Annotated in this window: 19 protein-coding genes; 9 read left to right on the plus strand and 10 right to left on the minus strand. The window is 67.8% G+C overall.

Features of this window, described 5'->3' with window-relative positions:
• Positions 1–35: 35 nt before the first annotated feature.
• The 9 genes from SARO_RS18845 to SARO_RS18885 all read left to right on the plus strand — a co-directional run bounded on the left by SARO_RS18845 (position 36) and on the right by SARO_RS18885 (position 9,969).
• Positions 36–1,199, plus strand: coding sequence for an LLM class flavin-dependent oxidoreductase (locus SARO_RS18845; RefSeq protein WP_011906841.1), 1,164 nt, complete (start codon positions 36–38; stop codon positions 1,197–1,199).
• A gap of 71 nt (positions 1,200–1,270) precedes the next feature.
• Entirely contained in the window at positions 1,271–2,416 is a 1,146-nt protein-coding gene (locus SARO_RS18850; RefSeq protein ID WP_011906842.1) for a helix-turn-helix transcriptional regulator, read from the plus strand.
• Positions 2,417–2,425: 9 nt separating this feature from the next.
• A complete protein-coding gene (locus tag SARO_RS18855; RefSeq protein WP_011906843.1) occupies positions 2,426–2,812 on the plus strand; it encodes a steroid Delta-isomerase in 387 nt (128 codons plus the stop codon).
• Positions 2,809–3,621, plus strand: coding sequence for a sugar phosphate isomerase/epimerase family protein (locus tag SARO_RS20395; RefSeq protein ID WP_011906844.1), 813 nt, complete (start codon positions 2,809–2,811; stop codon positions 3,619–3,621). The genes SARO_RS18855 and SARO_RS20395 overlap by 4 nt, the downstream gene beginning before the upstream one ends.
• 133 nt (positions 3,622–3,754) lie before the next feature.
• Positions 3,755–5,491 carry a class I adenylate-forming enzyme family protein gene (locus tag SARO_RS18865; RefSeq protein WP_011906845.1) on the plus strand — a complete coding sequence of 579 codons (1,737 nt, stop codon included), beginning with the start codon at positions 3,755–3,757 and terminating at the stop codon, positions 5,489–5,491.
• Position 5,492: 1 nt separating this feature from the next.
• Entirely contained in the window at positions 5,493–6,359 is an 867-nt protein-coding gene (locus tag SARO_RS18870; RefSeq protein ID WP_011906846.1) for an amidohydrolase family protein, read from the plus strand.
• Positions 6,356–7,219 (plus strand): SDR family NAD(P)-dependent oxidoreductase, encoded by an 864-nt coding sequence (locus SARO_RS18875; protein ID WP_011906847.1) that lies wholly within the window; start codon positions 6,356–6,358, stop codon positions 7,217–7,219. The genes SARO_RS18870 and SARO_RS18875 overlap by 4 nt, the downstream gene beginning before the upstream one ends.
• Positions 7,220–7,357: 138 nt before the next feature.
• A complete protein-coding gene (locus SARO_RS18880) occupies positions 7,358–8,464 on the plus strand; it encodes a Rieske 2Fe-2S domain-containing protein (protein WP_041551635.1) in 1,107 nt (368 codons plus the stop codon).
• Positions 8,464–9,969, plus strand: coding sequence for an amidase (locus SARO_RS18885; protein WP_011906849.1), 1,506 nt, complete (start codon positions 8,464–8,466; stop codon positions 9,967–9,969). Before SARO_RS18880 ends, SARO_RS18885 begins: the two co-directional genes overlap by 1 nt.
• Before the next feature lie 39 nt (positions 9,970–10,008).
• Here SARO_RS18885 and SARO_RS18890 read toward each other — a convergent pair whose 3' ends face one another.
• From SARO_RS18890 to SARO_RS18935, 10 genes are all read right to left on the minus strand, one after another.
• The gene (locus SARO_RS18890; RefSeq protein WP_011906850.1) at positions 10,009–11,106 is read right to left on the minus strand and encodes an NADH:flavin oxidoreductase; all 1,098 of its coding nucleotides are present in this window, start codon (positions 11,104–11,106) and stop codon (positions 10,009–10,011) included.
• A gap of 37 nt (positions 11,107–11,143) precedes the next feature.
• Positions 11,144–11,680 carry an Lrp/AsnC family transcriptional regulator gene (locus SARO_RS20400; RefSeq protein ID WP_011906851.1) on the minus strand — a complete coding sequence of 179 codons (537 nt, stop codon included), beginning with the start codon at positions 11,678–11,680 and terminating at the stop codon, positions 11,144–11,146.
• Between the two features lie 11 nt (positions 11,681–11,691).
• Positions 11,692–12,183 carry an Lrp/AsnC family transcriptional regulator gene (locus SARO_RS20405; protein ID WP_011906852.1) on the minus strand — a complete coding sequence of 164 codons (492 nt, stop codon included), beginning with the start codon at positions 12,181–12,183 and terminating at the stop codon, positions 11,692–11,694.
• A 67-nt stretch (positions 12,184–12,250) separates the two neighbouring features.
• On the minus strand, positions 12,251–13,423 hold the full coding sequence (locus SARO_RS18905; protein WP_011906853.1) for an acyl-CoA dehydrogenase family protein: 1,173 nt from the start codon (positions 13,421–13,423) through the stop codon (positions 12,251–12,253).
• Between the two features lie 7 nt (positions 13,424–13,430).
• On the minus strand, positions 13,431–14,216 hold the full coding sequence (locus tag SARO_RS18910) for an SDR family NAD(P)-dependent oxidoreductase (RefSeq protein ID WP_011906854.1): 786 nt from the start codon (positions 14,214–14,216) through the stop codon (positions 13,431–13,433).
• Between the two features lie 114 nt (positions 14,217–14,330).
• The gene (locus SARO_RS18915) at positions 14,331–15,134 is read right to left on the minus strand and encodes an SDR family NAD(P)-dependent oxidoreductase (protein ID WP_011906855.1); all 804 of its coding nucleotides are present in this window, start codon (positions 15,132–15,134) and stop codon (positions 14,331–14,333) included.
• Between the two features lie 4 nt (positions 15,135–15,138).
• The gene (locus tag SARO_RS18920; RefSeq protein WP_011906856.1) at positions 15,139–15,930 is read right to left on the minus strand and encodes an SDR family NAD(P)-dependent oxidoreductase; all 792 of its coding nucleotides are present in this window, start codon (positions 15,928–15,930) and stop codon (positions 15,139–15,141) included.
• 14 nt (positions 15,931–15,944) lie between these two features.
• On the minus strand, positions 15,945–17,015 hold the full coding sequence (locus SARO_RS18925) for an alkene reductase (protein WP_011906857.1): 1,071 nt from the start codon (positions 17,013–17,015) through the stop codon (positions 15,945–15,947).
• 5 nt (positions 17,016–17,020) lie between these two features.
• On the minus strand, positions 17,021–17,650 hold the full coding sequence (locus SARO_RS18930; protein ID WP_011906858.1) for a nuclear transport factor 2 family protein: 630 nt from the start codon (positions 17,648–17,650) through the stop codon (positions 17,021–17,023).
• A gap of 11 nt (positions 17,651–17,661) precedes the next feature.
• Positions 17,662–18,180 carry a flavin reductase family protein gene (locus SARO_RS18935; protein WP_049759561.1) on the minus strand — a complete coding sequence of 173 codons (519 nt, stop codon included), beginning with the start codon at positions 18,178–18,180 and terminating at the stop codon, positions 17,662–17,664.
• Positions 18,181–18,422 lie beyond the last annotated feature (242 nt).

The following is an 18,422-nucleotide window of genomic DNA, read 5'->3' on the forward strand; positions in this document are numbered from 1 at the left end:
ACGCCCGACACAGGGCGGCACGGGAGACAAGCGCAATGAAGTTCTCGATCATCTACGAAGCGCAAATGGTGGATACCAGCCGCGATAACGAGCAGGCGGTGTTCCTGCAGATCGTCGAGCAGGCCAAGTACGCCGAGGAAATGGGCTTCGACTGCATCTGGTGCGTGGAGCATACCGCGCTGACCCAGTATGCCCACATGTCGGCTCCGGAAACGGTGCTGGCGTTCATCGCTGGCGCGACCAGCCGCATACACGTCGGCCACGGCGTGGTCTGCCTGCCGCCGGCAATGAACCATCCGGTCAAGGTGGCGGAACGCATCGCCACGCTCGACATCCTCTCCAAGGGCCGTCTCCACTTCGGCGTCGGCAAGGGCGGCACGCAGCAGGAAGCCGGCACGTTCGGCTATGACCTGGCCGAACTCCAGCCGATGATCGACGAATCGATGTACCTGATCCCCAAGATCATGGTGCAGGACGAGATCGAGCACGACGGCCAGTACATCAAGATCCCCAAGCGCCCGATCCACCCCAAGCCGTTCCAGGACCCGCATCCGCCGATGTACATGGCCTGCACGCGCGAGAACACGCTGATCGCCGCCGGCAGCCGCGGCATCGGCGCGCTGGTTCTGGGGTTTTCCGGCCCCGAGGAGATCGCCAAGAAGAACGCGATCTATCGCGAGGCCTTCCGCACCCGCAAGGCCGAGGACCAGGTCGGCTTCCGTCCGACCGAACACCTCGCCGCGCTCTGCGCCGCGACCGTCCTCGATGACCGCGAGAAGGCGCGCAAGGTCGGCCTGCGCGGCCAGCGCTTCTTCGCCGAAAGCATCGCCTACTGGTATCAGGGCGGCCCCAAGCCGACTGTGGACGACAACCTTTCCGCCGAAGATCACGCCAAGGTGCTGGAACAGGGCAAGCAGGCGACCATCGCCTATCTGTCGGAAGAGGCGATTCCGGTCGGTGACGAGCATCTGTCAAACTACACCGTCGCGCAGGACGCCTATGGCACGCCGGACGACTGCATCCGCTATGTCCAGCGGCTGAAGGATGCGGGCGCGGACGAGATCCTCTTCATCTTCCAGATGGGCGGCATCCCGCACGACATCATCATGGAATCGATCCGCAACATCGGTGAAAAGGTCATCCCGCACTTCCGCGCGCTCGAGGCGGCCGAAGCGGCGGCGCTGGAACCGGCCGAGTAAGCCTTCGCGGTCGCCCCCTCCCGGTGCCCTGCAAGCGCAGGAGAGGGGGCGGTCAGCGGAAGAGGGTGCACATGAGCAGGTTACCCGCCTATGCTGTCGCGATGGCGGGTACGGTGGACCTCGAATTTTCGGACCTGATCGCGCGGCTCTATTCCGGCATCGGAGAGGAGCAGCCGTGGCGCGGCTTTCTCGAGGCGCTGGCGCGGTGGATGGACGCGACTTTCGCCACGCTCATCATCACCGCTCCCGGCAAGCGCCAGCCGGCAACCTTCCTGACCCCCGGCGGTAGCGCCGACTTTGCCAGCAACTATGCCGAGAGCCTCTTTGCCGAGGATCCGTTCCAGGGCCTCGCGGACGGGGTGGTCACGTCCTATGCCGAATTCATGGCCGGCCTGCCGGACGAGGCCTTTCCCGAATATCGCCGCACCATGGCGGACACCGGCTTCGACCAGGTGCTTGGAATCGATCTCCACTTTGGCGGGGCGCAGGCGCGCCGGGCCGATGACGGGCGCTACGAGGCGCGCTTTCGCATAAGCCGCCACAACGCCCTGCCCGACTTCAATCGCGAGGATCGCGCGCGGCTTCAGGCGCTGTCGCAACACTTGCGCATCGCGGTGGGCCTGTTCGAGAGGTTGCAGTTCGCGGGCGCCCAGCACGGCGTGTTCCATGCCACCGCGCAGGGGCTCGGCCTTGCTCTCGTGGTTCTCGACCGCAACCGCCGCATCGTCAGCACCAACGCACTGGCCGACAGCATCCTTGGCGAGGACGAAGGCCTGAGACGGCGGGGCGAGGAACTGGCGCTTGCCGATCCGGCGCACCAGCGGCTGGTGGTCGACCTGCTGGCGGGCGGAGCGGTGGGACCGGGGTTGACGCGATTCCGTATCGAACGGCCGGGCCACGGCGATCTTGTCGTCACCGCGCGACCGCTCGATGTCAGCGCGATCCATTCCGGAGCGGGGGCGCTGGCGCTGTTCCTGGCACGGCCGGGGCCGGAAAAGAGCACCGACCCCCAGGCCCTGCGCGACCTGCTGGGCCTGACCATGGCCGAGGCGCGGCTCGCCGCCGTGCTGGCCGAGGGGCACAGCCTGGTCGAGGCGGCGAGGCGGCTTGGCATCGCGCACAACACCGCGAAAGTGCAATTACGCGCGGTCTTCGCCAAGACCGGTGTGCACCGGCAGGCGCAGCTCGTTGCCTTGCTCGCATCGCTTGGAGGGTAGGGTAAGACCATGACCGCAACGCCGACGACGGCAGTGATGAAGGCGACGCTCCAGGCCTATGTCGACCGGATCAACGCCGGCGATGCGGCGGGCGTGACCGCGCTGTTCGCACCCGGTGCGGTGATCGAGGACCCGATCGGTTCTGCCCCGCGCAGCGGCGACGACATCGCGCAGTGGTTTGCCGATACCGTGGCCTTCGCCACGCGCATCACCCCGGTCGTCCCCCATCGCGGATCGCATGGCGACGAGGCGCTGGTGGTGTTCGACGTCGAGTTCACCCCGCCGGGAGGAGAGCGGCTGCGCATCCGTTCGGCCGACGCCTGCCGCTTCGACGCCGAGGGGCGCATCGTTTCCCTGCGGGCCTACTGGGGGCCGGACGACCTCGGGCCGGCATGACCGATCTCTTCAGCTTCAACCATTTCTGCCGCTCGCCCTGGTATGGCCTGAAGGTGGACCTGCCGGCGGCGGTCGATGCCGTGGCGCGGGCAGGGTTCGACATGCTGGCGGTGGACTGCCTTTCGCTTGGGCAGTGGAAGGGCGAGGGGGGCTCGGTCCGCGCGCTCGCCCGGCGGATGCGCGATGCGGGGCTCGCGGCGGGGCCGCTTGCCGCCTGCGCGATGATCGACGGGTCGGCCGGGGCCCTCGCGCAGCTCGAGGCGGCGGCGCGCGATGGCGAGGCGCTTGGCACCGCTATTCTTCAGGTCAATGTGACCGGGCCCGACCGGCAGGCGCGGGCAGCGGCCGTGGCAGCGGCTTGCGAGCGGACGCCAGGCTTGCGCCTTGCGCTGGAGTTCATGCCGATCAGCGGACTTTCGACCCTCGCCGAAACGCTCGACATCGTGGAGGCCGTGGGGCCGGCGCGGGCGGGGGCGCTGGTCGATGTGTGGCACCTCTCGCACGATCCGGATGGCTGGAGCACGCTGGAAACCGCGCCGCCCGGCCACATCGCCTATGTCGAGATCGACGATGCCCTGCCGCCCGCTGGCGACGACGTGCTGGCCGAGATGATGGACCGGCGCACCTTCCCCGGTGAAGGCGTGCTGGACGTGGGGCGATTCGCGCGCACGTTACGCAATCGTGGCTTTTCGGGGGTGGTCAGTGTCGAAATCCTGAGTCGCGCGCACCTTGCCGACCCGCTCGGGGGTTTCGCGGCAAGAGCGCTTTCCACGGCGCGCGGGGCCTGGGACGGCGGCAATCCGGCCTGATCGGCCAGTTTTGCGCGGGCGCACCCCCGAAGAATCGCTCCGGAGCAATCTGCGCAATTGAAAGCCACTTGAAATACGCAAAAGACGGTATAGAAGGAGATATAGACAAAGCGACGCAAGGTTTGGGAGTGCGATGTCCGACATATTGCGCGAAGGCCATCGCCCCGCGAGCGAGGCGCCGTTGCAGAGCGATCCGGTCCTGAACGACCCGGTTCTGGCCCGCGTGGCCGGACCCGGATCGCCGTTCGAAATCGGCCTGCGCAACGGCATACGCCAGTTCGTTTCGGCACCCCCCGATCTCAACCTGATGATCGAATCCGCCCGCCGGTTCGGCAACCGCACCTGCGTGGTCGATTTCAGCAGCGACGGGGAAGAGCGCCGGCTCGACTACGACCAGTTCTTCGCCTGGCGCGACCAGCTCGTGCCGCTGCTCCACGTGCGGCGCGGCGACAGGGTGGCCATCGCCATGCGCAACCGCGCCGAATGGCTCGTCGCGTTCCTGGCGGTAATGAAGGCGGGCGGCGTCGCGGTCCTGGTCAATAGCCGGGGCTCGGGGCCGGAACTTCTGGCCATGCTGGAAGATGTCGATCCTGCCGTCGTGCTGGCCGATACCGACCGCGCCGATGCCGTGCGCGACGCGGGATACAAGGGCCGCGTCCTCGACCTGACCAAGCCGCTTCCCGAAGACGAACTGACGCGCCGGGCGGCAGAGCCGGCGGCCGATGCCGGCGTGGCCGATCCCGAAGATCCCTGCGCTATCCTGTTCACCTCGGGCACGACCGGACGGGTCAAGGGCGCGATCCTTTCGCACCGCAACGTCATCACCGGGCTGATGAGCACGCAGATGTCGGGCATGGTCGTACTGACCAACATGGCCGCGCAGATGGGCACCACGGTAGAGGCGCTGATCGGCCAGATGCCGCAGCAGGCTTCGCTGCTGGTCTATCCGCTGTTCCACGTCTCGGGCCTTGGCGCCGGGTTCCTCTCGCCCTTCGTGAGCGGGGGCAAGGTCGTGATCATGCGGCGCTGGGACGCCGACGAGGCCGCGCGCCTGATCGCCGCCGAACAGATCAGCATGTTCAGCGCCGTGCCCACGATGCTGTGGGACATCCTCCACCGCGCGCGCACGGACGGGGCCAGCCTCGTCTCGCTGCGCAACATCGGCAGCGGCGGGCAGGCCTTGCCGGTGAACCTGGTCGAGGAAGTCCACGCGCTGTGCCCCCACGCCCAGATCGGCACCGGCTATGGCATGACCGAATGCTCGGGCGCGATCGCGCAGGCGGTGGGGCCGGACTTCATGCGCCGCCCGGCAGCGGCGGGCAGGGTCCTGCCGATGGTCGAAGTGCGGATCGAGGGCCCCGAAGGACAGATCCTGGCGCCTGGCGAGGCGGGCGAGATCGTCGTGCGCGGCGCGCAGGTGATGAAGGGCTACTGGAACCGCCCGGAAGAGACCGCCGCGGTGCTGACCGGCGACGGTTGGCTGCGTACCGGCGACGTCGGCTTCGTCGACGAGGATGGCTATGTCTTCATCGTCGACCGCAAGAAGGACATGGTCATCTCGGGCGGGGAGAACATCTACTGCGCCGAGGTCGAACGGGTGCTGGGCGAATTGCCGGGCCTGACCGAATGCGCCGCCTTCGGCCTGCCGGACGAGCGGCTGGGCGAACGGCTGGTGGCAGTGGTCATCGCCGCCGGAAATGACGGCATCGACGAGGCGGGCGTGATCGAATGGGTGGCCGGCCGGCTTGCCCGCTACAAGGCGCCCACCCGCGTCGCCTTTGCTACCACGACACTGCCGCGCAACGCGCTGGGCAAGGTCGACAAGATCGCCCTGCGCAAGCTGTGGCCGCAACTTTCGGGAGAACAATGACATGGCAATGCCCACCGATATCGGGATCATCGACTGCATGCTGGGCATCCCCGACGCGGAAGACCGCGCCGAGTGGTTCGCCCCGTTCCGTGCGCTGATCAAGGACCAGCAAACGCTGGGCCAGTTCGCCATGCCGGCGCAGTACATGTTCAAGGACATCCCGCAGTCGGGCAAGCAGGACGACTATCTCGCCTGGACCGTTGCGCAGATGGACAAGCACAACGTCGAGAAGGCGCTGGTCGGCTGGAACGAGAACGACACGTCCTATCGCGCCAAGGAGCTGTACCCCGAGCGCTTCTTCTTCGACCTGCCGATCAACCCGAACAACGGCACCGAGGAGGTGCGCCGGATCAAGCGCATCCATGCCGAGGTCGGCCTTTCGGCGGTGTCGTGCTTCCCTTCGGGCACGCTCCCGCAGGTGGCGATCAACCACAAGTACATGTGGCCGATCTATTCCGCCTGCGAGGAACTGGGCCTGCCGATCCTCCTGAACGTCGGCATTCCCGGCCCGCGCATCCCGATGGAGACGCAGAAGGTCGAGCATCTCGACGAGGTGTGCTGGTTCTTCCCCGAGCTGAAGGTGGTCATGCGCCACGGCGCCGAGCCGTGGGAGGCGCTGGCGGTCAAGCTCATGCTCAAGTGGCCGAACCTCTATTATTCGACCAGCGCCTTCGCGCCGAAGCATTACCCCAAGGCGATCATCGACTACGCCAACACGCGCGGCGCGGATAAGGTGATCTATGCCGGATACTTCCCGATGGGGCTCAGCCTCGACCGGATCATGTCCGACATGCAGAACGTGCCGTTCAAGGACGAGGTGTGGCCAAAGTTCCTGCGCGAGAACGCGATGAAGGTCTTCGGCTTGTGAGCAAGGGGCGCGTTCTTGACGGGCGCGTCGCCATCGTCACCGGCGCGAGCCGGGGCATCGGTGCGGCCATCGCGCGCCGCCTTGCCGCCGAGGGCGCGCGGGTGGCGATCGTCGCCCGCACCGCCACGCCTGAAGGCTCCCTGCACGGCTCTCTGGCCGGCTCTCTGGCTGAAACCGCGGTTGCCATCGAGGCGGCGGGCGGCGAGGCGCTTGCCATCTGCGCGAACCTTGCCGACCCCATCGACCGCGCCCGGATCGTGCCCGAGACGGTGGAGCGGTTCGGACGGCTGGACATCCTCGTCAACAATGCCGCCTGGGCGCGCTTCGTGCCGATCTGGGAAGCACAGCCGCGCCAGGTCGAGCTTGCGCTCCAGATGAACGTGCGCGCCCCGCTCGAGCTGTCGCAGCAGGCGCTGCCGCACATGCGCGCGAACGGCGAGGGCTGGATAGTCAACATATCGAGCGCCACCGCCGACCTGCCGCCGCCAGCGCCGTACCGCGAGGACGACCGCTATGTCGCCTTCAACCGCGACGGCCATGCCACGCTCTACGGCACCGGCAAGGCCGCGCTCGACCGGATGACGGCGGGATGGGCGGTGGAGCTGATGCGCGAGGCGATCGCGGTCAATGCGCTGGCCCCGGTTGGCGCGGTCGCCAGCGAAGGCGCGCTTTCGATCGGCAACTGGGACGAGAACGACCATCTTGAACCGGTCGAGGCGATGGCCGAGGCGGCGCTGCAACTGTGCCACCGTCCCGCCAGCGAGCTGAGCGGCAGGATCGCCCGCAGCCTGCCCCTGCTGCACGAACTGGGCGTGCCGGTGCGCGCCCTCGACGGGCGCATGGCGGAGCCGGTCGCATGACGATGCTGCGCGCCCGCCAAGTTTCTCACGGAGCCGGGAAGTCTGCTCCATTCGCAACGTGTGCCAGGGCGGTTGAGACAACCCCGTCTGCCCGGAACCGTCCCCGCCTGTCGGGGAGAAAGATGTGGGAGTTTGGCCATGTCAGCCACTGAAGCCCCTGAAACCAAAGCCGCCGCCACCCCCGCGCCGACCGACGCGCGCACGCCGCCGGTCGCCGTGTGGCAGATCCTCGAGAAGATGCGCGGTCAGGAACTGATCGACTGGCGCACCGCCCCTGTCGAAGGCCGCGCATCCGTGGAGGAACGCAATCTCGACATCGGCTTCCCTCTGGGCTGGTACGCGATCGACCTTTCGGCGAACCTCGCGGTCGGCGAAGTGCGCCCGCTGCGCTACTTCTCGAAGGACCTCGCCATGTGGCGCGGCGAGGACGGCCAGGTTCGCGTGATCGACGCCTATTGCAAGCATCTGGGCGCGCACATGGGCCACGGCGGCAAGGTTCACGGCAACCTGCTGGAATGTCCGTTCCACGCCTGGCGCTATGACGGCGAGGAGGGGACCGTGAAGGACATCCCCTATTCGAAGTCGATCCCGCCGCAGGTGAAGCGCAAGTGCACCCGTACCTGGCACGTGACCGAGGCCAACCGCTGGATCTGGCTGTGGTATCATCCCGAGGACGTGGCCCCGCTATTCGAGGTGGTGCACCTGCCCGAGGCGACCGATCCCGAGTGGACCGATTACGACATCTACGAATGGAACGTCTACGGTTCGATCCAGAACATGGCCGAGAACGGCGTGGACGTGGCGCACTTCAAGTACATCCACGGCACCGCCAACGTGCCGCTGGGCGATCTGCGCTGGGGCGACTGGGGCCGCGGCGCCGACGTGAAGGCCAAGATGGGCACGCCGTGGGGCGAGGTCGACGGCCAGATCAGCTACGACACGATGGGGCCGGGGCAGAGCTGGACGCGCTTTACCGGCATTTCCGAAACGCTGCTCGTGGCCTGCATCACGCCGGTCGAGCTTGACCATGTCCATGTGCGCTTCTGCTTCACCCAGCCGCGTTCGCAGGCCGAGGGCGAGCGGGCGGGCGTCGCCAAGGCGATCATCCGCGACATCTGCAAGCAGTTCGACCAGGACAAGATCATCTGGGACCGCCAGAAGTTCGAGCCCAACGCGCTGATCTGCGAAGGCGACGGTCCGATCGCGCAGTTCCGCAAGTACTACTCGCGCTACTACGTCAAGTAATGAAGGCCACCAGAAGGGAAGCCCTCGCCGGCGGGATCGCGCTTGCCGCGACCGCCGGCCTGCCGGGGAGCGCGCAAGCGATGCAGGATGTTCTCGACACCCATGACTCGCTCGGCCTTGCCGAGCTGGTGAGGAAGCGCAAGGTTTCGGCCGCAGAGTTGCTCGAGGCCGCCATCGCGCGCGCCGAGGCAATGAACCCGCGCTTCAATTTCATGGCGCAGAAGCACTACGACTACGGGCGCAAGGCCATTGCCCAGGGCCTGCCGGAAGGACCGTTCACCGGGGTTCCCTGGCTGCTCAAGGACCTCAACACCTATATCGCGGGCGAGGTGACCGAGAACGGCAGCCGTCTCTACAAGGGCCAGCGTGCGAGCGTGACCTCTGAACTGGTGCGGCGGATCGAGCGTGCGGGCTTTGCCATCTTCGGCAAGACGACGACGCCCGAATTCGGCCTGACCGGCACGACCGAGAGCGTGCTGATGGGCCCGACGCGCAATCCGTGGAATCCGGGGCGCATCGCTGGCGGATCGTCGGGCGGCGCGGCGGCGGCTGTGGCGGCGGGCGTGATCCCGGCGGCACACGCGACCGATGGCGGCGGATCGATCCGCATTCCGGCGTCGGCCTGCGGGCTGTTCGGCCTCAAGCCCTCGCGCGGGCGCGTGCCGATGGGCCCATCGCGCACCGAAGGCTGGGGCGGCATGTCGGTCCACCACGCGGTGACGCGCACGGTGCGCGATTCCGCCGCGATCCTCGATGCGACGCATGGGGTGGAGCCGGGCTCGCGCTATGGCGCTCCGACGCCAGAACGGCCGTTCCTTGCAGAGGTCGGCCGCGATCCGGGCAAGCTGCGGGTGGCGCTTATGCTTTCGCCGTTCTCGGGCGCGCCGGTCGATCCGGAAGTGATCGCGGCGACGCAGGGGGCGGCAAGGCTGCTCGAAACCCTCGGGCATCATGTCGAGGAAGCCGCGCCGAAGATCGATTTCGCCAGCATCGGCGCCAGCAGCTTCGCGCTCATGGCATCGTCGGTGGCGGCCGATTGCGTCGACCGGGCCAAGGCGCTGGGCATCGAGTTGGGGCCGGACGTGCTGGAGCGGACGACGCTCGATTTCGTCGCGATGGGCAAGGCCTATACCGGCATGGACTTCGCGCGGGGCAACAGCGCCTATCAGGCTGCCGCCGTTTCGATCGCGCAGTTCATGGAAGGCTATGACGTGATCCTTTCGCCCACGCTGTCGGCGCCGCCGCTGCCGCTGGGCCGGGTGGGCCTGGATACCGGGCGCTCGATGGCTGACTGGGGCCGCGAGGTCGGCGCGTTCACCGCCTTTACCGGCATCTACAACGGCACCGGCCAGCCGAGCATGTCGCTTCCGCTGGGCATGTCGAAGGATGGCCTGCCCATCGGGATCATGGCCACGGGTCGTTATGGCGAGGAGGCACTGCTCCTGCGTCTTGCCGGACAGGTCGAGAAGGCAGCACCGTGGGCGGCGCGGCGGCCCACGGTTTGACTGCCCAAGTTCTGAAGGGCCACGGTCTGAAAGGACGCGTCAGGCGTCCTCGGTGACGAAGCCCTTCCAGGTGCGCATGTAGTCGAGGAAGGGCTTGGACAGCCCTTCGTCGGCAAGGTGCCGCGCGGTGACGGGCAGGGCGGGGGACACGTAGTCCCCGTCCTGCCGCACGCGTTCCGGGAAGTCGTGGCGCAGGATCGCGGCGCGGCCGATCACCGCGAAGTCGCAGCCCTGTTCCAGAACGTGGGCGGCATCGCGCCCGCCCATGATCTTGCCGGCCACGCCGAGGCGGACCTTGCCGCGCGGAAGGTCGGCGAACCATTCGAGCAGGGTGCGTTCGCGCCGGGTCTCGTCCTCCGGGTGCTTGAACACGTCCCACAGCGACATGTCGAGATAGTCGATCCGCGCTTCGCCCATCGCGCGCGCGGCAACCGCCAGGATCTCGCCCAGGTCCTGCCCGAAGCGTTCGGGCGAAAGGCGCAGGCCGATCTGGAAATCCGGGCGGCAGGTGGCGCGGATGCCCTCGATGACCTCGAACACGATGCGCGCGCGGTTCTCGGCGCTGCCGCCATAGCGGTCCTCGCGCCGGTTGATCGTGGGCGAAAGGAATTCGGCAAGGACGTAGCCGTGCGCACCGTGGACTTCGACGCCGTCGAACCCGGCCCGGTCGGCGCGGTGGGCGGCGGCGATGAAATCGTCGCGCAGGCGCTCCACTTCCTGAAGCGTCAGTGCGCGGGCACCGTTATCGCTGGCGGAAGGGCTGACCGGCGTGCCCACGAGCGCGGCGGGCGAGCGGGAGCCGGCATGGTGAAGCTGGATCGCGGACACCGCGCCGCTGCGACGCAGGGCATCGGCAAGGCGCGAAAGGGCGGGGACGTGGTCGTCCGAAAACACGCCGAGCTGGCCGGGAAAGCCCTGGCCGATCGCCTGCACGTGCGCGGCGGCGGTCATCACCATGCCGAAGCCGCCCTGCCCGCGCATTTCCAGCCAGCGCAGTTCCTCGTCGGAAAGGCGCCCGTCGGGATGGCTCTGCTGGTTGGTGAGCGGGGCCAGCATCAGGCGATTGCGCCATGCCGGTCCGTGGGCAAAGGTCAGAGGCTCGAACAGGGACGAGGATGGGGACGAGGATAGGGACACGGGGGGGCACGACCTCTGGCAGAAATGGAGAACGGGTTCAGTCTTCCCGTTCTGCCACGGCCTGCCCGGTGTCCTCAAGCGCGGCGATGGGCGCTATGGCCGCGTTATATTTGACGGATTGCAGCACCAGTTCGGTCTCTACCTCGCGGATGCCGTCGAGCGCGATGACCTTGTCGGTCACTTCCGCCGCTTCGCGCAGGCTCGACAGGATGCAGATCGCGACGAGGCGCGGCGCGGCATTGGCATCGTAGAGCGCGCTGACCTGGGGCAAGCCGAGCAGGCCGTGGCGCACCTGGTCGAGCTTGCCGTTCGCGCACTTCACGGTGACGAACATCATGTGCTGCCCGCCCTCGCCTGGGCCGCAATCGCGCGCGCGGTCGATGTCGAGAATGGGCACGAGCTTGAGCAGCCCGGCATTCTGCAGGCGCTTTACCCGGCCGCGCACGGTGCCTTCCGTCACGCCAAGGTCGGCGGCGATCTTGCGGAACGAAAGGCGCGCATCGTCGGCAAGCATCTGCGCGATGTCGCGGTCAAGCTGGTCGGTCGACGGAAACGAGGGCGGTTCGAACGGCATCGGCTGGCCCTTCAGGTTCCAAGCGGCCCGATGGCCGGGACATAGCGATAGACGTTGTTGACCAGTTCGACGTCGACGTCTTCCACCCCGGCGAGGTCGGCGGTCGCATCGCGCACCGCCTCGATCATCTCGCGCGCGTTGCGGAAGGCATAGAGGCACGAGACCGGATAGCGGCCCGAGGTTATGTGGACCGAAAGCACGTCCTCGCGCTCGGCCAGCTCGCGGGCGACGTCGATCGGCGGGCGGCCGCTGACCTGGAGGCGGATGCGCGCGACCATGCGGTAGCCGTGGATGCGGAAGTCGGAGACGGCGACCACGCGCATCAGCCCGGCCGCGTCCATCGCGCGGATGCGGTTGGCGACCAGATTGCCCGAAAGGCCCAGTTCCTCGCCGATGGTCGTACTCTGCGCGCGTCCGTCGCGCATCAGCACGTCGACGATGCGGCGGTCGATATCGTCGAAGCCGGAGCCGCGCGGGCGGCGCTGCGGTTTATCGTCGCTCAAGTCCGGTCCCCCTCGTCGGAACGTGGATTAGGTTACGCAAGCACGCGCCGCAAGGGGGATGGACCCGTTATCCGCGCGGTTCGCGCGGCAGGCCGAGGCCGCGTTCGGCAATCAGGTTGCGCTGGATCTGGTTGGTGCCGCCATAGATCGTGTCGGACCGGCTGAAGAGGTAGAGGTTGGGCAGGACATCCCATTCATAGGCATCGCCCGCCGCGATCTCGCCCGCCTGGCCGAGCACGTCCATCGCCAGTTCGCCAAGATTGCGGCGCCACGTGGCCCACTGGATCTTGTAGGTCAGCGCCGCGCCGTCGATGCGCGAATGGTCGGCGTTGGATAGCATCCGCAATGCGCCATAACGCATCAGGCTGAGCCCGATCTGGGCCTGCGCGATGCGCTGGCGGATCACCGGGTCGGCGGCGCGGCCATTGGCCTTCGCGGCCGCAACGATCTCGTCCAGCTCGTTGCGGAAGCCCATCTGCTGGCCGAGCGTGGAGACCCCGCGCTCGAACGCGAGCAGGCCCATCGCGATCTTCCAGCCGTCGCCGGGCGCGCCGATCAGGCTGTCGGCCGGGCAGCGCGCATCGGTGAAGAAGGTCTCGTTGAATTCGGCGTCGCCGTTGATCTGGCGGATCGGGCGGACTTCGATGCCCGGCTGGTCGAGCGGCATCATCAGGAACGACAGGCCCTTGGGCCCCTGCGAGCCTTCCTCGGTGCGGGTGACGACGAAAATCCAGTCGGCGATGTGGGCAAGGCTGGTCCAGATCTTCTGGCCGTTGACCACCCAATGGCCGTCCTCGATCCTGCCCTTCGTTCGCACGCTGGCAAGGTCGGACCCGGCGTTGGGTTCGGAAAAGCCCTGGCAGAAGATCGTGCGCCCGGCGGCGATGTCGGGCAGGAAGCGGCGCTTCTGCTCTTCGGTGCCGAAGGTCAGGATCGTCGGGCCGGCCAGCTCAACGCCGATGTGGTTGATGCGGCCCGGAACCCCGGCACGAGCATATTCCTCGGCAAAGATCACCTGCTGGGCAAGGGTGGCATCGCGCCCGCCCCATTGCGTCGGCCAGCCGATGCAGCCCCAGCGGTGTTCGCCAAGCTGCTGTTCCCACTCCTTGCGCCGTTCGGGCATGGCGGTGAGCTGGGTGATGCCGCGAATGTCCTTGAATTCGCCGGCCATCTGGCCCTGAAGCCAGTCGGCGCATTCGGCGCGGAAGGCTTCTTCCTCTGCGGAAAATCCGAGCTTCATGGCGCGATCAACCCGGCATGTAGAGCTGCGCGGCCTTGCCGCCATCGACCGGCAGCGCAGTGCCGGTGACGTAGCTGGCGGCTTCGGACAGCATGAAGACGATGGCTTCGGCCAGTTCTTCCGGCTCGCCGCCGCGCTGCATAGGGATCGCGCCGGTGGTGCGCGCGGCGACTTCGGGCGCGCGGTCGGCGAATTCCTGGGTGGCCGCGGTCATCACCTGGCCGGGCACGATGGCGTTGACGCGGATGCCAAGCGGCGCGCCTTCCATTGCCGCTGCGGCGGTGAAGTGGACCATGGCTGCCTTCGAGGCCGAATAGCTTGCCATGTTGGGCGCGGCGCGGATGCCGCAGGTCGATGCGATGTTGACGATGGCGCCGCGCTGGCGGCCCCGCTGTTCCTGCGCGGCCATGACCTTCATCGCCGCCTTGGTGCCGACGAACACGGCATCGGCATTGACCGCGAAGTCCTTGCGCCAATGGTCGAGCCGCAGCTTGGCGATGGGTGCGTAGTGCACCGACATGGCGTTGTTGACCAGCATGTCGAGCCGACCGTGGCGCGCGGCCACATCTTCGACCAGCGCGGTGAAGGCCGCTTCGTCGGAGACGTCGAGCTTCACCGCCTCGACCTTGCCGACCTTGGCGATCTCGGCACGGGCGGCCTCGAGCTTGTCCTCGCGGCGGGCGCAGATGACAACGGTGGCGCCACGCGCGGCCAGAAGGCGAGCCGTGGCGAGGCCGATGCCGTCGCTTCCGCCGGTGACGATGGCGACCTTGCCAGTCATGTCCTGAGACATCGCAATGCTTCTCCCGATTCCAATGCTTTCAACGCGAATGCGCCCGAACCTCCGGGGATGTCAAGTGAATGCGTAAAATATAGCATCAATATATGCGTATCGGTGGTTTAAACGTCAGGAGAACCACGCGCCTCCATTGACGTTGACCGTGCTTCCCGTCGCAAAGCTGGCGTCGTTGCCGGCCAGGAACACGACCGCGCCGGCGATCTCGTCCGGGTGGGCCAGGCGCTTCATCACGCTGTCGGCGGCGACGGCGGCCTTCACTTCGTCGGGGAGGGGGGCGTAGATCGGGGTCTCGGTCGCGCCGGGGTTGACCGCGTTGACGCGGATGCCGCGCGGGGCCAGCTCGCGCGCCATGGCCCGGGTCATGCCCAGCACGGCGGCCTTGGCGGTGACGTAGGGCACCGGGCCATTGCCCGCGAGCGCGGCGGTGGACCCGATGTTGACGATTGCGCCGCCGGTGCCCTGCTCTGCCATGATCCGCACCGCCGCGCGGCTGCACCGGAATGCGCCGTCGAGCGTGACCGAAAGCACGCGCGACCAGCCGTCGTCGGTGCAATGGATGGTCTGGTCGGCGTAGGCGGAGGCATCGCCGCCCGCCTGCGCGGCCTGTCCCGCGTAGTATTCGGCCATGCCGTCGCCGGGGGCGCTGCCGATCCCGGCATTGTTGACGAGGATGTCCACGCCGCCGAGCCGCGCTGCCACTTCGGCAAAGGCGGCGTCGACCGAGGCGCTGTCGGATACGTCGCAGGCAACGCCGATGTGCGGCGCGGGCAGGAGCGCAGAGGCCTTTTCGCCCGAGAGGTCGAGTACGGCGACCGTCGCGCCTTCCGCTGCAAGGCGGTGGGCGATGGCCGCGCCGATCCCTTGCGCGCCGCCGGTGACGACCGCGCGCTTGCCTTCAAGTCCGTGGCTCATGGTTTCAGTCCTCGACTTCGGGGCGCCAGGCGACGCCGTTGATGTGCCCGCCGCCATCGACGTAGAGCGTGTTCCCGGTCATGTAGCTCGACGCCTCGCCGGCAAGGAACACCGCGACCGGCCCGATATCGCCCGCCGACTCCCCGAAGCGGCCCACCGGAACCTGGCCGAGGATGGCCTGCGCCATTTCCGGGTTGGCATCGAAATAATCGCGCGCGGCCGGGCTGAGCGCGGAAGGGCAGATGACGTTGGCGGTAATGCCGTGGCCGCCCCATTCGACCGCCGCGGTGCGGGTCAGCGCGCGGACCGCTTCCTTGCTGGCATTGTAGGCGGCGGTGAACATGTGCGCGTTTACGCCATTGAGCGAGCCGAGGTTGACGATCCGCCCGTACTTCTGCGCCTTCATTAGCGGAAAGGCCGCGCGCATGGACCAGAACGCGGACCAGTAGTTGAGCAGGAAGGACCCTTCCATGTCCTCGTCGGTATGGTTCTCCAGCCGCTTGGGGAAGCTGCCGCCGGCATTGTTGACGAGAATGTCGAGCCGTCCGAACGCGGCGGCGCAGGCATCGACCATGGCGTCTACCTCGCCGCGCACGGTCACGTCGACCTGACGGGCGATGGCGTTGACGCCGTACGTCGCGCGCAGGTGCACGGCTTCGGCTTCGGCGGCCTCAAGCCCGCGCTGGGCGATCATCACGTCCGCGCCTTCGGCCGCGAGCGCGCGGGCAATGCCCTGGCCCACGCCCTGACCGCCACCGGTGACGAGCGCGCTGCGCCCTTTCAGAGTTCCTGCCATGTCGATGCGTCCTTTCAGCCCGCGCGAGGGTAGTCGGTGTAGCCGCGCGCGTCGTCGCCGTGGCCGGTGTAGAAGGTGTCGCGGTCGGCCTTGGCGAGCGGCGCGCCGGTGCGCAGGCGCTCGACCAGGTCGGGATTGCCGATGAAGGCATAGCCGAACGAGACGGCCTCGGCCTTGCCTTCAGCCAGGACCTTTTCGGCGCGTTCGCGGGTCAGGCCGCAGTTCTCGATCACCGGGCCTGACCAGTTGGCGCGGACGAGGTCGAGCGAATCGAAACCCTGGTTGGGAATGTGGATGAGGTGGCAGTATGCCAGGCCCATGTGATCGACCGCGCGCAGCAGCGTGGCATAGGTCTCCGCCGGGTCGGCATCGTCCATGCCGTTGAACTTTACCCCGGGGCAGATGCGAAAGCCGACGCGGCCCGGGCTGATGGCGGCGGCAAGCGCGCTCAGCGTTTCGACCACGAAACGCACGCGGTTTTCGGCGCTGCCGCCATAGGCATCGCCGCGCTGGTTGGAATTGGACGAGAGGAACTGCATCGGCAGGTATCCCGACGCGCAGTGCAGCTCCACCCCGTCGATCCCGGCGGCGCGGGCATTGCGCGCGGCGGCGACATATTCCGCGATCACGCCGGGGATCTCGTGCGCGGCCAGTTCGCGCGGCATTTCGGTGGGCACCGGAACGCCGTCGGGGCCGGGGATCGGATCGGGGCAGGGAATCGCGCTGGGTGCGACCGTTTCGGCATCGGGGGCCTTGTTGGCACGGACCGAGGCACGGCCGACGTGCATGAGCTGCACCGCGATGCGACCGCCTTCGCCGTGGACCGCCTCGGCGACACGCCGCCAGCCCTCGACCTGTTCGGGCGAATGGATGCCGGGCGTGCGCCAGTAGCCCTTGCCGTTGGGCGAGGGCTGGGTGCCTTCGGTGACGATCAGCCCCGCCGAGGCGCGCTGGCGGTAGTATTCGACCATGAGGTCGGTCGGCTCGTCATGCGGCCCGGCGCGGTCGCGCGTCATCGGGGCCATGACGATCCGGTTGGCAAGCTCGATTTCGCCAAGGCGGACGGGGGAGAACAGGTCGGCCATGTCCGTCAGCTCCGCACGCGCGGGCGGGGCAGGGGGGCGCCGCGGCGCATGGTCTCGATGAATTTCTCGAGCGGGGCGGGCGGTTCGACCGGGCCGTCGTGCGGCTGTCCCTGGCGTGCCCAGTAGGTCTTCCAGCTCGGGAACAGGTCGTGGAAGCTGCCGTGATAGGGCGGCACGCCCGGCCAGCGCATCTTGCGGTCGCCCACCGGCGGCTTGTTGAGGTCGGTGGCGTACCAGTAGAGCGGCAGGCGGCGGCGGAAGTACCAGCGGCCGTCGATGCGTTCGTACTGGTCGAAATACATCATCTGCATGATGACCCATTCGGCGCCGCACTCGTGCTCGTTCTTGGAATAGACGACGCCCTGGGCGTGGTCCGGATCGTCGAAGTCGATCACGTGGCCGCCGATGTGGTGGCTGGTGCCGTCGAACTGCATCGAGTGGGTTTCGTCGAACCAGTCGCGCAGGGCCTTGCGGCCCGTCTTTCCGCCGCCGACGCGGACGTCTTCGGGAAACAGGTTCACCCAGGCATCGCCATCGCGCATGTCGAGCGCGAGCGAATACTTGGCGGGGAGCTGGCGGATCGCGTCGAGCGATTCCAGCCGGTCGATGCGGGCAAGGAGGGATGCGTCGGTCATGGCCTGTGCCTTCACGATAGGGGGGCGGGGCGGCAGAGCGCGCCGTTGGCCCAGCCGAGGATGTCGTCGCTGCCGGAGGTCAGGAGATCGTCGACCTCGCCCACCAGCAAGTCGTGCGTGCCGAAGCCTACGCGCTCGCGGATGGTGCAGAAGATGGCTGCCGGGGCGCCGTCGATGAACCAGACGCCCTCGTGGGCGTGGTGGACGTGGCGACGCCAGTCGTCCTGCGTGAAGCGCGCGTCGCGGGCGGCGGGGTCGGCAAAGGGCACGACGTGGCCGTCCTGCCCGGGCTGGAGCAGGTTGATGCAGAAGCGCCCTGCGCGGATCATCGCGTCATGCGCCGATCCGGAACGGTTGACGCAGATCGCCATGGCAGGCGGATCGAGCGTGACCGGCATGAGCGCGGACATGGCGAGCCCGACCGGCTGGCCGCTGTCCGGATCGAAGCTGGTGACGATGCCGACCGGCGCGGGCATGAAGCGCAGCACGCGCTTGAGCCGGGCGTCGAGCGGGGGTGTGGTCTGGGTCAATCTCGCTCCCCTCGGTCCGTGATCCGCGAGTATGGGGCGAATCCCGGCTACCTTCAATGTTTGCGCTATTGTCTAATCACAATTCTACGCAAATGGAAAGGCGTAAGCGCGGTTCCGGCGTGAATGGCGCTTGGGGCGTGGTCGGCATCGAGGGGTGAGGTCGGGGCGCTCGGGGGGAAGAAGCCCTGGCCCGGATCAAGTCCGGGCCGACGATTGGGGGGTGAGGCGGGGCATGCGCTGTT

This window comes from Novosphingobium aromaticivorans DSM 12444, from assembly GCF_000013325.1.
In the GTDB taxonomy this organism is placed as follows: Bacteria; Pseudomonadota; Alphaproteobacteria; order Sphingomonadales; family Sphingomonadaceae; genus Novosphingobium; species Novosphingobium aromaticivorans.

What these genes read in the sequence shown, in the direction of transcription:
- SARO_RS18850 (WP_011906842.1), top strand. Translation starts at nt 1,271, where the DNA reads ATGAGCAGGTTACCCGCCTATGCTGTCGCGATGGCGGGTACGGTGGAC.
- SARO_RS18870 (WP_011906846.1), top strand. Translation starts at nt 5,493, where the DNA reads ATGGCAATGCCCACCGATATCGGGATCATCGACTGCATGCTGGGCATC.
- SARO_RS18865 (WP_011906845.1), top strand. Translation starts at nt 3,755, where the DNA reads ATGTCCGACATATTGCGCGAAGGCCATCGCCCCGCGAGCGAGGCGCCG.
- SARO_RS18885 (WP_011906849.1), top strand. Translation starts at nt 8,464, where the DNA reads ATGAAGGCCACCAGAAGGGAAGCCCTCGCCGGCGGGATCGCGCTTGCC.
- SARO_RS18905 (WP_011906853.1), bottom strand. Translation starts at nt 13,423, where the DNA reads ATGAAGCTCGGATTTTCCGCAGAGGAAGAAGCCTTCCGCGCCGAATGC.
- SARO_RS20400 (WP_011906851.1), bottom strand. Translation starts at nt 11,680, where the DNA reads ATGCCGTTCGAACCGCCCTCGTTTCCGTCGACCGACCAGCTTGACCGC.
- SARO_RS18910 (WP_011906854.1), bottom strand. Translation starts at nt 14,216, where the DNA reads ATGTCTCAGGACATGACTGGCAAGGTCGCCATCGTCACCGGCGGAAGC.
- SARO_RS18855 (WP_011906843.1), top strand. Translation starts at nt 2,426, where the DNA reads ATGACCGCAACGCCGACGACGGCAGTGATGAAGGCGACGCTCCAGGCC.
- SARO_RS18880 (WP_041551635.1), top strand. Translation starts at nt 7,358, where the DNA reads ATGTCAGCCACTGAAGCCCCTGAAACCAAAGCCGCCGCCACCCCCGCG.
- SARO_RS20395 (WP_011906844.1), top strand. Translation starts at nt 2,809, where the DNA reads ATGACCGATCTCTTCAGCTTCAACCATTTCTGCCGCTCGCCCTGGTAT.
- SARO_RS18845 (WP_011906841.1), top strand. Translation starts at nt 36, where the DNA reads ATGAAGTTCTCGATCATCTACGAAGCGCAAATGGTGGATACCAGCCGC.
- SARO_RS18925 (WP_011906857.1), bottom strand. Translation starts at nt 17,015, where the DNA reads ATGGCCGACCTGTTCTCCCCCGTCCGCCTTGGCGAAATCGAGCTTGCC.
- SARO_RS18915 (WP_011906855.1), bottom strand. Translation starts at nt 15,134, where the DNA reads ATGAGCCACGGACTTGAAGGCAAGCGCGCGGTCGTCACCGGCGGCGCG.
- SARO_RS18920 (WP_011906856.1), bottom strand. Translation starts at nt 15,930, where the DNA reads ATGGCAGGAACTCTGAAAGGGCGCAGCGCGCTCGTCACCGGTGGCGGT.
- SARO_RS18930 (WP_011906858.1), bottom strand. Translation starts at nt 17,650, where the DNA reads ATGACCGACGCATCCCTCCTTGCCCGCATCGACCGGCTGGAATCGCTC.